11 protein-coding genes are annotated in these 12,990 nt (G+C 72.4%); 5 read left to right on the top strand and 6 right to left on the bottom strand.

The window, feature by feature from the left end:
- Positions 1-122 precede the first annotated feature (122 nt).
- The 3 genes from proC to Cco03nite_RS00850 form a co-directional block, all read right to left on the bottom strand.
- Complete coding sequence (gene proC / locus Cco03nite_RS00860; protein WP_203687934.1) at positions 123-929, bottom strand: pyrroline-5-carboxylate reductase; 807 nt, start codon at positions 927-929, stop codon at positions 123-125.
- 114 nt (positions 930-1,043) lie between these two features.
- Positions 1,044-2,069 carry a 6-phosphofructokinase gene (locus Cco03nite_RS00855; protein WP_203687933.1) on the bottom strand — a complete coding sequence of 342 codons (1,026 nt, stop codon included), beginning with the start codon at positions 2,067-2,069 and terminating at the stop codon, positions 1,044-1,046.
- Between the two features lie 264 nt (positions 2,070-2,333).
- Positions 2,334-2,870, bottom strand: coding sequence for a polyadenylate-specific 3'-exoribonuclease AS (locus Cco03nite_RS00850; protein ID WP_203687932.1), 537 nt, complete (start codon positions 2,868-2,870; stop codon positions 2,334-2,336).
- A gap of 57 nt (positions 2,871-2,927) precedes the next feature.
- Between Cco03nite_RS00850 and Cco03nite_RS00845 the strand changes: the two genes are divergently transcribed.
- Positions 2,928-3,764, top strand: coding sequence for a DUF1028 domain-containing protein (locus tag Cco03nite_RS00845; RefSeq protein WP_203687931.1), 837 nt, complete (start codon positions 2,928-2,930; stop codon positions 3,762-3,764).
- Between the two features lie 210 nt (positions 3,765-3,974).
- On the opposite strand, the gene Cco03nite_RS00840 is transcribed toward Cco03nite_RS00845, so the two are convergent.
- Positions 3,975-4,850, bottom strand: a complete 876-nt coding sequence (locus tag Cco03nite_RS00840; RefSeq protein ID WP_203687930.1) for a phosphotransferase enzyme family protein — start codon at positions 4,848-4,850, stop codon at positions 3,975-3,977.
- Positions 4,851-5,051: 201 nt separating this feature from the next.
- Here Cco03nite_RS00840 and Cco03nite_RS00835 point away from each other — a divergent pair, with 201 nt between their 5' ends.
- Positions 5,052-5,744: a Crp/Fnr family transcriptional regulator gene (locus Cco03nite_RS00835; RefSeq protein WP_203687929.1), complete on the top strand. Its 693-nt coding sequence runs from the start codon at positions 5,052-5,054 to the stop codon at positions 5,742-5,744.
- Between the two features lie 204 nt (positions 5,745-5,948).
- Positions 5,949-7,604 carry a cellulose binding domain-containing protein gene (locus tag Cco03nite_RS00830; RefSeq protein ID WP_203687928.1) on the top strand — a complete coding sequence of 552 codons (1,656 nt, stop codon included), beginning with the start codon at positions 5,949-5,951 and terminating at the stop codon, positions 7,602-7,604.
- 84 nt (positions 7,605-7,688) lie between these two features.
- Here Cco03nite_RS00830 and Cco03nite_RS00825 read toward each other — a convergent pair whose 3' ends face one another.
- Positions 7,689-7,994 (bottom strand): hypothetical protein, encoded by a 306-nt coding sequence (locus Cco03nite_RS00825; RefSeq protein WP_203687927.1) that lies wholly within the window; start codon positions 7,992-7,994, stop codon positions 7,689-7,691.
- Positions 7,995-8,254: 260 nt separating this feature from the next.
- Between Cco03nite_RS00825 and Cco03nite_RS00820 the strand changes: the two genes are divergently transcribed.
- On the top strand, positions 8,255-11,638 hold the full coding sequence (locus tag Cco03nite_RS00820) for an AAA family ATPase (protein ID WP_203687926.1): 3,384 nt from the start codon (positions 8,255-8,257) through the stop codon (positions 11,636-11,638).
- Positions 11,639-11,661: 23 nt separating this feature from the next.
- The gene (locus Cco03nite_RS00815) at positions 11,662-12,168 is read left to right on the top strand and encodes a GNAT family N-acetyltransferase (RefSeq protein ID WP_203687925.1); all 507 of its coding nucleotides are present in this window, start codon (positions 11,662-11,664) and stop codon (positions 12,166-12,168) included.
- A 3-nt stretch (positions 12,169-12,171) separates the two neighbouring features.
- Here Cco03nite_RS00815 and Cco03nite_RS00810 read toward each other — a convergent pair whose 3' ends face one another.
- Positions 12,172-12,858 (bottom strand): lysophospholipid acyltransferase family protein, encoded by a 687-nt coding sequence (locus Cco03nite_RS00810; protein WP_203688047.1) that lies wholly within the window; start codon positions 12,856-12,858, stop codon positions 12,172-12,174.
- Positions 12,859-12,990 lie beyond the last annotated feature (132 nt).

Genomic DNA, 12,990 nt, shown 5'->3' with positions numbered 1-12,990 from the left:
GGCGGAGCGGGCCGGCGGTTCGGCCGAACTCCCTGGTCCGAGCCTAAGTCGACGGTCCGAACAGCAGGAACCCCCGCAGGCGTGAATGATCCTGCGGGGGTCCTCCGATCACGTGAACGCGGTCAGGACGCCTGGTCGGCGATCTCCTTCGCCCGGTCGCGGGCGGCCTCCAGGGCGGCGAGGAACGCTGCCCGTACGCCGTGGTTCTCCAGCTCGCGGATGGCGGAGATGGTGGTGCCCGCGGGCGAGGTGACCGCCTCGCGCAGCTTCACCGGGTGCTCCCCCGAGTCGCGCAGCATGATGGCCGAGCCGATCGCGGTCTGCACGATGAGGTCGTGCGCGACCTGGCGCGGCAGCCCGAGCAGGATGCCCGCGTCGGTCATCGCCTCGACCAGGAAGTAGAAGTACGCCGGGCCGGAGCCGGACAGCGCGGTGACCGCGTCCTGCTGGCTCTCCGGCACCCGGATGGTGCGGCCCAGCGGCGAGAACAGCTCTTCGGCGATCCCGAGGTGGTGCGCGGTGGCGTGCGGCCCGGCCGAGATCGCCGTCATCGCCTCGTCCACCAGAGCGGGCGTGTTGGTCATGACCCGCACCACGGGTGTGCCCTCGGCCAGCCACTTGGTGAAGAAGCCCGTCGGCAGGCCCGCGCACAGCGAGATCACCAGCTTGCCGGCCGGGATCTGCGGCCCCAGCTCGGCCATCAGCGCCCCGGCGTCCTGCGGCTTGACCGCGATCGCCACCACGTCGGCGGCGGCCACCGCCTCCGCGTTGTCCAGCACCCTGATGCCGTACCGGTTGCGCAGCTGCTCGGCCCGCTCCTCCCGCCGCGCCGTCGCGACGATCTGGTCCACCGGCCACCCGGCCTTCACCAGCCCCGAGAGCAGCACCTCTCCGATCTTCCCCGCCCCGATCACGGCAACGGTGTACATCCGCGCTCCCTCCATGAAAGCGAAAGCGGGCTGATCATGAAGTTATGCACGCGACACTCCGTCGAACCGTGCCATAAGTTCATGATCAACCCGCTTGTCGGGTTGACCGCAGGCTCAGCCGAAGAAGGCTTCGGCCTCGGTGTAGCGGTGGAGGGGGACGGTCTTGAGTTCGCGGGTCGCTTCGGCCAGCGGGACTCGGACGATGTCGGTGCTGCGCAGGGCGACCATCTTGCCGAAGTCGCCCTCGTGGACGGCGTCGATGGCGTGCAGGCCGAAGCGGGTCGCGAGCACCCGGTCGAAGGCGGTCGGCGTGCCGCCGCGCTGGGTGTGACCCAGCACGACCGCGCGGGCCTCCTTGCCGGTGCGCTTCTCCAGCTGGTCGGCCAGCCAGTTGCCGATGCCGCCGAGGCGCACGTGGCCGAACGCGTCCAGCTCGCCGTTGAGGGTGACCATGTCACCGTCGGTCGGCATGGCGCCCTCGGAGATCACGATGATCGGCGAGTAGTTGGTCTTGAACCGGGTCTCCACGTGCTCGACGACCTTGTCCAGGTCGAACTTCTGCTCGGGGAGCAGGATCACGTTCGCGCCGCCGGCCAGGCCCGCGTGCAGCGCGATCCAGCCCGCGTGGCGGCCCATGACCTCGACGACCACGGTGCGGTGGTGCGACTCGGCCGTGGTGTGCAGCCGGTCGATCGCCTCCATGGCGATGTTGACCGCGGTGTCGAAGCCGAACGTGAAGTCGGTCGCGCCCAGGTCGTTGTCGATCGTCTTCGGCACGCCGACGACGTTCACGCCCAGCTCGGTCAGCTTGGTGGCCACCCCGAGGGTGTCCTCGCCGCCGATCGCCACGAGCGCGTCCACGCCCATGTCGGCCAGGTTCTGCTTGATCCGCTCCACGCCGTTCTCGATCTTGAACGGGTTGGTGCGGGACGAGCCCAGGATCGTGCCGCCGCGCGGCAGGATGCCCCGGACCTCCGGGATGCCCAGCGGGCGGGTGATGCCCTCCAGCGGGCCCTTCCAGCCGTCGCGGAACCCGACGAACTCGTGCCCGTAGGTGCCCACGCCCTTGCGGACCACGGCGCGGATGACCGCGTTGAGACCGGGGCAGTCGCCGCCGCCGGTGAGTACGCCGATACGCATTTTCTCGTCCTCCCGATTACGGGTAGTCAGTTGCCGGGCCCCGGGAGACGAGTGATCACGGCTACGCTGCCGGCCGGGGCGGGCCGCAAATGCGCACTGTACTGGGCTTGCCCGGGTAAGGCCAGCACGCCCCGCCGCTGTCCACGTGTCGGGGCCGCGAGCCGGTAACCAGGCCAGCGCAACAGTGTCGTCATGGCAAGGTTACCCGTGCGTGACAGGCGCGCGGCACGCCGGGGCGCGCCCTACCGGCCTGTCATCGGCCCTTCACCCGGCGTCCACCGCGGGCGGCTTGGCGTCCTTGCGCTTACGCCCCGTCATCGCCTTCCAGCGGGCCAGGTTGTGCCGGGCGTCCACGAGCGCGTCGTGCCGGGCCGTGGCCGCCTCGGGCAGCGTCGGGCGGCCCTTGTCGTCCCACAGCTGCCGCAGCTCCTTGGTGAAGCGCGGGACGGCCCGCGGCAGCGCCACCATCGGCCCCCACAGCTGCGCCAGGCACACGTGGTCGTACGCGCCGTACCAGGCCCACAGCTCGATGGTCTCCTGTGGCCGGCCGGCCAGCGGCTCGGTGAGGAACTCCAGCAGTTCGGTGCGGATGCGCTCGCGCGAGCGCCACGCCTTGTCCGCCGGGGACGGGAGCAGGTTCAGCACGTTGTCGCGCACCCACGGGATGGCCCGCTTCGGGTCGAACTCGGTGGAGACGGCGTAGAACTCCCGGCCGAACTCGTCGACCACGCCGATCGAGACCAGGTCGATGGTGACTCCGTCCTCGATGAACTCGCAGTCGTAGAAATAGCGGTAGGCCACGTCTTCCCCTGTCGTCTCTGCTGTGCGCCCGGCGCGGCGGGCTCTACCCTGGGCGCCATGACGTTCTCGATCGTCGCGCGTTCGGCCGACGGGGTCGCACACGGGGTCGCCGTAGCCAGCAAGTTCCTGGCCGTCGGGGCTGCCGTGCCCGCCGCGGAGGCCGCCGTGGGCGCGCTGGCCACCCAGTCCTACGCCAACCTGGCCTACCGGCCGCAGGGGCTGGCCCTGCTGCGTACCGGCACCGCGGCGGCCGACGTGGTGGCCGGGCTGACCGCCGCCGATCCGGAACGCGAGTCGCGCCAGCTCGGTGTGGTCGGCCGCACCGGCGACGGCGCGACGTACACCGGAACGGGGTGCCACGGCTGGGCCGGCGGGCGCACCGGCGACGGGTATGCGATCCAGGGCAACATCCTCACCGGACCCGAGGTGGCCGCGGCCATGGAGACCGCCTGGCTCGCGTCCGATCCGGCCGACGGCGCGGCGGGGCTGGCGCGGCGGCTGCTCGCGGCGCTGCGCGCGGGCGACGGGGCGGGCGGGGACAGACGCGGCCGGCAGAGCGCGGCGCTGTACGTGGTCGCCCCCGGCGAGGGTTACGGCGGCACCGGTGACGTGGTCTTCGACCTGCGCGTCGACGACCACCCCGACCCGTGCGCCGAACTGTCCCGCCTGCTCGACATCCACACGCTGCTGTTCGGCAAGCCGGACCCGGCGACGCTGCTGCCCCTGCGCGACGCCGTCGCCGACGAGGTCCGCGCCCTGCTGACCGCCCGCGGGCACACCGCGTCCGATCTCGACGCCGCCCTGTCCGACTGGGCCGGCATCGAGAACCTCGAAGAGCGCCTGGTCCCCGGCAGCATCGACCCCCTGGTCCTCACCCACCTGCGCGCCTCCTGACCGCCCGGTCCACTGCGGCGTGGCGCCGAGCCGGCACCGGCTCGGCGTCCGCCCGCGACGCACCGGCGCGCGGTCTGCGGCCCGCGGCGGGCGGTCGTCGGCGCTGAGTCCGTTCGACTTGCCAGGCACATGGGCGAATGCGGGGTCAAGATACGCACAGGTGCCAGGCAAGTCGGACGATCAAGGCCGGGTCGCCGCGGCGGCGAGGGGTCAGTCCAGCAGTGCGGCGCGGGCCTCGTCGAGGCCGGCCCGGCAACGGTCGGCGGCGGCGGGGTCACCGGTGACCAGCGCACGGGCGTACGCGTCGGCCTCCAGTGCCCAGCGGAAGCGCAGCAGGGTGTCCAGGCTGCCCTCGATCTCGGCGACCGGCACCGGGCCCGCGGCCTCGTACGCCGCCAGCAGCTCCCGCGCCCGCTCCGGCCCGCCCGCGTGCCGGACGGCCGAGGCCACGTCGTACATCAGCGGGCCGAACCCCGCGCGTCCCCAGCTGACCAGCCCGATGCGGCCGGTGCCGTGGTCGAGCCGGAACGCCGCCGGGCGCGGGTCGCCGTGCAGCGGGCCGACCGTGAGCCGGTCGGTGATCTGGAGCTTCGTCAGCGCGGTGACCGCACCGGTGAGCGCCGGGCGCAGCCAGCCCGCGACGGACAGATAGGGAGCGTCCGGACGCAGCGGGTGCCACTCGGCCAGCCCGGCATGCCGGAACCCGGCCAGCCCGCGGTGCGCCGCGCCGAGCCGGTCGCCCCACCACTGCTGGTCCACCGGGTCGGCCCCGTCGAGCGGGCGGCCCGGCACGAACTCGACGAGGGCGAGCACGTGCTCGCCGACGGGCGCCGACAGCGCGCCGTCGGCGGCCCGCACCGGTGCGCCGGTGTCGAACCCCCGCCGGGCGAGATGTTCGGCCGCGGCCAGACCCGCCTCGAAACGAGGTCGATCCGGGGCCGCTACCAGGACCGCCAGGTACCGCCGGTCACCAACGGCAACCGTCCTGGTCGATGTCGTCGGCTCACCGTCCAGCGGAGTGCAGCCGTCCGGCTGAAGGTGCCATGCCGTACGAAGTGTCGTGCGGATCGTATCGTCAGCCAGCACGGGCGGATTATCACATGTGGCGACACGGTGTCGTATCCGTCGGAGGTGTCTGCGTTACGGCAGATCTGTTTGATGGACCGCCTCCGATGGCGACGCACGGAGTGGACGTGACGGCTCACGCACGCGATGATCTGTCCAGGGTTGCACCGGCCGCCACGACCGTGGATGCCGGTGGGGGTGGGAACACGGAAGGGGTAGGCGGTGGAGATTCGCATTCCGGAAGCTGCGGACGCGCTCACCGGGGTCGACATGTTCGCTGGTCTGGAGCCTGAGGTACGGCAGCGGGTGATCGCTGCGGCAGTGCCCCGCACCTTCCGCAAGGGGCAGCTGCTGTTCGTCGAGAACGACCCCGGCGAGTCCCTCATCGTGCTCAAGCGGGGTTCCGTGGCGGTCTTCCGCACCTCCCCGACCGGCGAGCGCGCGGTGCTGTCCGTGATGCGCCCGCCGGACGTGCTCGGCGAGGTGTCCCTTCTGGACGGTGCGGCCCGCTCGCTCTCGGCCGAGGCGCTGGAGGACTGCACCGCGCTGGCGCTGTCGCGCGGCGCGTTCATGGAGCTGGTGCACTCGAACCCGCGCATCCTCGACGCGGTCATGCGCTCGCTGGGTGGGCTGATCCGCCGGCTGACCGAGCAGAACGCCGACCACGTCTTCCTCGACCTGCCCGGCCGCGTCGCCAAGACGCTGGTTCGGCTGGCCGGCGAGAGCCAGGCCCCGATGATCACCATCGAGCTCAACCAGAGCCAGCTGGCCGAGATGGCGGGCGGCTCGCGGCAGAGCGTGAACCAGGCGATCGGCTCCTTCGCCAGCCGGGGATGGCTGCGCACCGAGGGCCGCCGCATCGTGGTGATGGACGTCCCCGCCCTGCGCCGCCGCGCGGGCATGCAGGACCGCTGACGCCCAACGGCTACACAGATCAAGGCTCCGCCCGCACCGGGCCGGAGCCTTGATCTGTTGTGACGCAGGGCTTTTCGCCTCTACTGAACCGCTTTACCTGAGGTGGGCCGAGCCCTAGTATGGGAGCGCTTCCATTGACGGCTGTTCTCATCGCCCGCGATGTGCCCGCATCGCTGAGGGCGGCCGCGTTCCCAAGGAGACCCCATGTCCCGTTCTCCACGGCGTGCCCTGCTGGCCGCGCTCGCGGCGGTCACGGCCGCGCTGGCCCTGGCCGTGCCGTTCGTCGGCTCCCCCGCGGCCCAGGCGGCCGACCCGCGCGACAGCTTCGTCACGCGCTGCGGCATCCGCTTCTGCCTGGACGGCAAGCCGTACTACTTCGCCGGCACCAACACCTACGACGTGTTCACCTTCGGCTACGACTGGCTGCCCGGCGAGCAGTACGTCGACAAGGTCAAGATCGACGCGCACATGACCCGGCTGCAGAACGACAACGTGTCGGTGCTGCGGCTGTGGATGTTCAGCCACGAGGACTGGATGGGCTTCGAGGCGGCCGAGGGCGTGTACACCGAGGAGGCGTTCATCCTCTTCGACTACGTCATGAAGTCCGCCCGGGACCACAACATCCGGCTCATCCCGGTGTTCGAGAACTTCTGGGAGGCGTACGGCGGCATCGACAAGCGCCTGGCCTGGGAGGGACTGCCCACCGGATACGCCAACCGCTGGCGCTTCTTCAACAAGACCGCCTGCCCGGGCTGCTTCACGCAGTACCGCGACTACGTCACCAAGGCCCTGACCAGGACGAACTCGTTCACCGGCGTGGCCTGGAAGAACGACCCGACGATCCTGGCCTGGGAGCTCATGAACGAGCCCCGCTACCCCGACGCCACGCCCAACGAGAACACCACCGGCACCACCCTGCGGGCCTGGGTCGACGAGATGGGCGCGCTGGTCAAGAGCCTGGACCCGAACCACCTGCTGGGCACCGGCCAGGAGGGCCAGGAGACGAAGTACGGCTACGGCGGCGACTCCGGCGGCCCGTGGACCTACATCCAGTCCTCGCCGTACATCGACTTCACCTCGGGGCACATGTACCCGACCGAGGGCTGGGCCGGCCTGAACTTCGCCTCGGCCCGCGCGCTGCTGCGCCGCTGGATCAGCGACGCGCACACCGTGGTCGGCAAGCCGTTCTTCCTCGGCGAGTGGAACGTGCACGACGACAAGACCACCTGGTGGTCGGAGATGTACGCCGAGATGGAGGCCTCCGGCGGCGACGGCGACGCGTTCTGGTGGTTCCCCGCCAACAGCAACTGCGGCGGCTTCGACTCCGGCCAGGGCTGCCCCGAGCACGCCGTGTTCCGGCAGCACTCGCTGAACATGAAGGCCAAGAGCGGGGTCGTCGACCCGTCGCCGAGCGTCAGCCCGTCCCGCTCGGCGAGCCCGTCGCCGTCGGCCAGCCCGAGCCCCAGCGCGAGTCCCAGTCCGAGCCGCAGCACGAGCCCGTCCCCGAGCGCCTCGCCCAGCCCCAGCGCCAGCCCGAACACCGGGACGAGCTGCCGGGCGGTGTACCGGATCGACAACTCGTGGCCCAACGGCTACAACGCCTCGCTGGTGATCACCAACACCGGCAGCACCACGTTCACGAACTGGGTGCTGACCTTCACGCTCGGCAGCGGCCAGGTGATCGTCAACGGCTGGAACGGCACGTTCACCAGCAGCGGCGGCACGGTGACGGTCACCGCGCCGGGCTGGGCCCCGAACCTGGCGCCCGCGCAGAGCTGGACGGTCAGCTTCACCGGCTCCGGCCCGTCCACGGCCCCGACGAACGTGAAGCTCAACGGGGTGGCCTGCACCGCGAGCTGAGCGTACGGCAGGGGGCGGGCCGGATCACCCGGCCCGCCCCCTGCGTCGTCGAACGGCGGGTGCGGTGACGCCGCCGTCAGGCGGTCACGGCTGCTGGTCGGTCTCCGCGTCCGGGTCGTCCGCGGGCGGCGCGCCAGGGCCCACCCACGCCTTCTCCTCGGCGGGCGGCGATCCGGGGCCGACCCACGCCTTGTCACCGGTCGGCGGGGCGCCGGGGCCGACCCACGCCTTCTGCGGCTGGTCGGGCGTCGGCTGAATCTCGGTCATGTTCTCCACCACTCCCTGCTCTTCGAGCTCGGCGAGGGTGACCGCGTCGATGTCCACAAGCTCGCCCACGCCGTGTGCGATCCCGAAGGGATCGGTCCAGGCGAGCGCCAGTCGCACCAACATCGTTCGGCCTCCCACGTACGGACCATCGATTGGTCAGCGTCCGCTCATGGCACACGCCGGCGGTCCCACCCGACCGGCGGATCCCCCGAGCACACGCCACAGCGCCACACGAGACCGCAGCGCGGGCCGCGGCCTTTCAGTGCACGAAACTGTAGCCGCGCGGCGGTGTTGGTGCGGACCCCTTGTCGCGTTAGCTACAGCGGTAAGGAAACGACCCGGGCGGTCAGGCCATACTGGACCTCCGGCGACCTGGCGGAGACGTGAAGACCCCAACCTGCGCACACTGCTCCCGCGCGGCCGGCCCGGACGACAGGTTCTGCGGCGGCTGCGGGGCTAACCTCACCCCACCTTGCGTCCATTGCGGACGTACGGTGGCTTTCGGCGACCTCTTCTGCACCGGCTGCGGCAACCCGCTGGCCGCCGCGGCGAGCCCGCCCACGCGCGAGGACCGCCGCCAGGTGAGCGTGCTGTTCGTCGACATGGTCGGCTTCACCACGTACGCCGAGCAGTCCGACCCGGAGCAGGTGCGCACCCTGCAGCAGGAGTACTTCAGCGCGGTGCGCCAGGTGGTCCGCCAGTTCGGCGGCGTGGTGGAGAAATACATCGGCGACGCGGTGATGGCCATCTTCGGCGCGCCGGTCGCCACCGAGACCGACGCGCTGCGCGCGGTGCGGGCCGGGCTGGAGGCGCAGCGGGTGCTCAGCCGCGGGCCGCTGGCCCACGCGGCCACCTTCCGGGCCGGGGTGGCGACCGGGGAGGCGCTGGTCGACGTGGGCGCCGCCCGCGACGGCGGGCAGGCCATCGTGGCCGGCGACGTGGTCAACACCGCGGCCCGGCTGCAGGCCGCCGCCCCGCCGCACGCGGTGTTCGTATGCGCCGACACCGCCCGGGCCAGCGCCGACGACATCGAGTACGACGAGCTGCCGCCCCGGACGCTCAAGGGCCGCAGCACCACCACCCGGGTCTTCCTCGCGGTGTCCGCGCGGCTGCAGCGGCGCGACCGGGACGAGTCCACCCCGATGGTCAACCGCGACCACGAGCGGGGCCTGCTCGTCACCGCGCTGCACCGGACCATCCGCGACCGCAGCCCGCAGCTGGTCACCGTGTTCGGCCCGGCCGGCATCGGCAAGAGCCGCCTGCTGCGCGAGCTGGCCCGGCACGCCGAGCGCATCCCGGAGACCACGGTGTGCTGGCGGGTCGGGCACTGCCCGCCGTTCGGCGAGAACGTGACCTACGCCGCGCTGGCCGAGATCGTGAAGGCGCAGGTCGGCATCCTCGACACCGACGACGAGGCGACCGCTCGCAACCGGCTGGAGAGCGCCCTGCGCGCCATGTGCGGGGAGCTGGAGGCGGCCAGGCTGGGTGACGCCCTGGGCCCGCTGGTGGGCCTGCCCGGCGCGGGCCTGACCCCGGGCGAGACCGAGTCGGCCTGGCGGCGCTTCCTGCTGGCGATGACCACGGCCAACCCGACCGTGCTGGTCTTCGAGGACATGCACTGGGCCGACGAGGCCATGCTGCGCTTCGTCGAGATGCTGGGCAGCATCGGCCCCGGCGTGCCGCTGCTGGTGGTCGCCACCGCCCGGCCCGAGCTGCGCGAGCGGCGGCCGGGCTGGACCAGCGCGGTCAGCGGCACCGTCTCGGTGTCGCTGGGCCCGATGCACGACGAGCACATCGCCGCCATGTACCGGCTGATGTTCGGCCAGGCCGTGTTCCCCGCCACCGGGGTCGCCCCGCTGGTGGAGCTGGCCGGCGGCAACCCGCTCTACGCCCACGAGTTCGTGCGCATGCTGGTCGAGCGGGGCGAGCTGCGGCCGGTCGGCGGCAACTGGGCGCTGGCCGACGGCGACGCCACCCCGATGCCGCAGACGGTGCAGGCGGTCATCGCCAACCGGCTCGACCTGCTCGACCCGACGGACCGCTCGGTGCTGCAGGCCGCCGCGGTGGTCGGCACCCAGTTCTGGCCGGGTGCGGTGGCCGGCTCGCTGGGCCTGCCCGTCGACGTGGTGACCCGGTCGCTGCAGCGGCTGCAGCAGCGCGACCTGGTCGCCGAGCACCCGACCTCGGCGATGGCCGGCGAGCCGGAGTACGCGTTCCGCCACGTGCTGGTACGCGACGTCTGCTACCAGCGGCTGCCGCGCAGCGAGCGGGTCGCCCGGCACCAGCGCACCGCCGACTGGCTGGAGCAGATCGCCGACAACCGGGTCACCGACCTCGCCGAGGTGCTGGCCAACCACCGGTGGGCCGCCCACGAGATCGCCCGGACGCTCGGCATGGACCCCGAGCCGTACGCCCCCGCGGCGCGCACCGCGCTGCACCGGGCGGCCCGGCGCGCGTACGCCCTGCACGCCCTGGACGCCGCGGCGACGCTGCTGGACCGGGCGTTCAGCCTGAAGCTGGCGCACGACCCGCTGCTGGACCTGTTCGCGGCCGAGCTGGCGCTGTACCGGTCCGGGGACGAGTTCGCCGAGGGCGGCGGCGCGCAGCGGCTGGCCGAGCTGGCCGAGGAGCTGGACCGGCTCGGTGAGCGGGCCGGGGCCGCGCGGGCGCTCACCCTGCTCGGCACGGTCGCCTGGAGCCGCGCCGACCGCGCCGCGACCCTGGCGCACCTGGACGCCGCCGTGGAGCGCTACGAGGAGCTGCCGGAGACGCTGGAGAAGGCCGAGGCGCTGCTGGAGCTGGCCCGGGTGCACATGATGAACTACGAGACCGAGCCGGCGATCGCCGCCAGCGAGGCCGCGGCCGACATCGCCGACCGGATCGGCCTGGCCGAGGTGCACGCCAACGCCCGCATCACCTCCGCCACGGCGCGCTACATCGCGGGCGACCCGACCGGGTTCAGCGAGCTGGAGCTGCTCACCGAGCACTGCCGCGAGCACCGGCTGACCAGCCGCCGCCGAGCGGTGCAGAACTACGCCTGGGCCTGCCTGGAGGAGGGCGACCTGCCCCGGCACCACCGGCTGCTGGACGAGCAGCGCACCGTGGACATCGCGGGTGGGCTGAGCCTGGCCACGAACTTCCACAAGGAGGCGGCTGACGCCTTCTTCGCCGGGGACTGGGACACCCAGGTGCGGGCCATCAGCGAGACGATGCGCTCGAACGCGGCCGAGTGGGACGCCATGTCCGTGCTCACCTCGTCCTGGATCCGGGTGCTGCGCGGCGAGGAGCCCGACGACGACGCGATCGAGAAGCTGCTCTACTCCGCCCGGCGCAGCGGCTTCCACCGGGTGCTGCGCGGGGCCGTCGCGCCCGCCGCGCTGTGCCGGGCACTGCAGGGCCGGGCCGAGGAGGCCGCGTCCCTGCTCGCCGAGCTGGAGCAGGACTGGCAGGCCCGGGTGATGCTGCCGTTCGGCGAGTGGGTGGCGGCCGCGGGCCACGCGGCGGCGCTGCTGGGGGCCGGGGAGCAGGAGCGGGTACGCAAGATGCTGGCGCGCTCGCCGCGGCGTACGCCCTGGGTCCGGGCGGCGCTGGCCACGGTCGCGGGCGAGCACGTCACCGCGGCGGCGCACTTCGCCCGGATCGGCGACGCCAGCAACCGGATGCTGTCGCTGGCCTGGGCCGCGCGCGCGGGCAGCCTCGACGAGCCCGGCCTGGCCGAGCTGCGCGAGTTCGCGGCCCGCTACCGCGCCACGGGCCTGCTGGGCTGACCGATCTCTGCTTGGATGGGCCGGTGCCCGAACTCGTGCCGCCCACCCCGCGTGTCCGCGACTCGTACGTCACCGCGATCGGCGAGTACCAGGCCGCGGGCAGCCACCGCAAACCCCGCTACGACGCGGTGCTGGCCGGCGGGTTCGACGCGCACCTGGAGCAGCTGGCGCTGGACGCCACCGAGTGGTCGGCCCGGCGGCGGCGCGCGGACGTGCCGCAGACCACGCTGTGGTGGGTCGACGGCGCGCGTTTCCTGGGTGAGATCCGCGTCCGGCACCGGCTGACCGACGAGCTGCGCCGCGCGGGCGGCCACATCGGCTACGACCTGCGGCCGTCGGCCCGCGGGCAGGGCCACGGCGGCCCGATGCTGGCCGCGGCGCTGCCGGTGGCCGCCGGGCTGGGCATCGAGTGCGCGCTGCTCACCGTCGACGCCGCCAACGCGCCCTCCCGCCGCATGATCGAGAAGGCGGGCGGCCTGCTGTGGCAGACCGAGGACGGCCGGCTGCGGTACTGGCTGCCGACCCGCTGAGGCTCAGACCGCGGCGGGAGCGGCATTCTTGATCTTCACGGCGTACGTGTCGACGTACTCACGGCCGGAGAGCTCCATCACCTCGTACATGATCTCGTCGGTGATCGCGCGCTCGACGAACCGGTCGCCGGCCATGCCCGCGTACCGGGAGAAGTCCAGCGGGGCGCCGAAGCGGATCTTGACCCGCATCACCTTGGGGATGAGCTTGCCCGTGGGCTGCACCACATCCGAGTTGAGCATCGCCACCGGCACGACCGTCGCGCCGCTCTCCAGCGCCAGCCGGGCCACCCCGGTCTTGCCCCGGAACAGCCGCCCGTCCGGCGAGCGGGTGCCCTCCGGGTAGATGCCGGCCAGGCCGCCCGCGCGCAGCACGCGCAGCTGGGTGTCCAGGGCGGCCTGCGCGGCCCGCCCGCCGGAGCGGTCCACCGGGATGGTGCCGGTGCCCACGAAGAACATCTTCGTCAGCCGGCCCTTGAGGCCCTTGCCGGTGAAGTATTCCGCTTTGGCCACGAATGTGACCTTCCGCTTGACCACCAGGGGCATGAAGATGGAGTCGGAGAACGAAAGATGGTTGCTGGCGAGGATCGCCGGGCCTTGGTCCGGCACGTGTTCGAGACCCTCGACCTGCGGCCTGAAGATCAACCGCAGCAGGGGGCCGAGGATGACGTATTTCAGCAGCCAGTAGAGCACTGAGTCCCGTCCAAGTCGATCGGCGAACGTGGTGTGGCGCTTGACGATCCGGCTCGGAGGGGCCGGCCGGGACATACCGAGTTTGTGGCATGCATCGCAGAGCCTACTGCCGGAACACGGGTGTCACGTGTC

Source organism: Catellatospora coxensis (genome assembly GCF_016862635.1).
Classification (GTDB): domain Bacteria; phylum Actinomycetota; class Actinomycetes; order Mycobacteriales; family Micromonosporaceae; genus Catellatospora; species Catellatospora coxensis.
Note: the sequence above shows the minus strand (reverse complement) of the source record. Positions and strands in the feature narration are given on the sequence as shown.

Excerpts from the sequence above, each read along its gene's own strand:
- proC (WP_203687934.1), bottom strand. The coding sequence starts at position 929 with ATGTACACCGTTGCCGTGATCGGGGCGGGGAAGATCGGAGAGGTGCTG.
- Cco03nite_RS00855 (WP_203687933.1), bottom strand. The coding sequence starts at position 2,069 with ATGCGTATCGGCGTACTCACCGGCGGCGGCGACTGCCCCGGTCTCAAC.
- Cco03nite_RS00845 (WP_203687931.1), top strand. The coding sequence starts at position 2,928 with ATGACGTTCTCGATCGTCGCGCGTTCGGCCGACGGGGTCGCACACGGG.
- Cco03nite_RS00830 (WP_203687928.1), top strand. The coding sequence starts at position 5,949 with ATGTCCCGTTCTCCACGGCGTGCCCTGCTGGCCGCGCTCGCGGCGGTC.
- Cco03nite_RS00825 (WP_203687927.1), bottom strand. The coding sequence starts at position 7,994 with ATGTTGGTGCGACTGGCGCTCGCCTGGACCGATCCCTTCGGGATCGCA.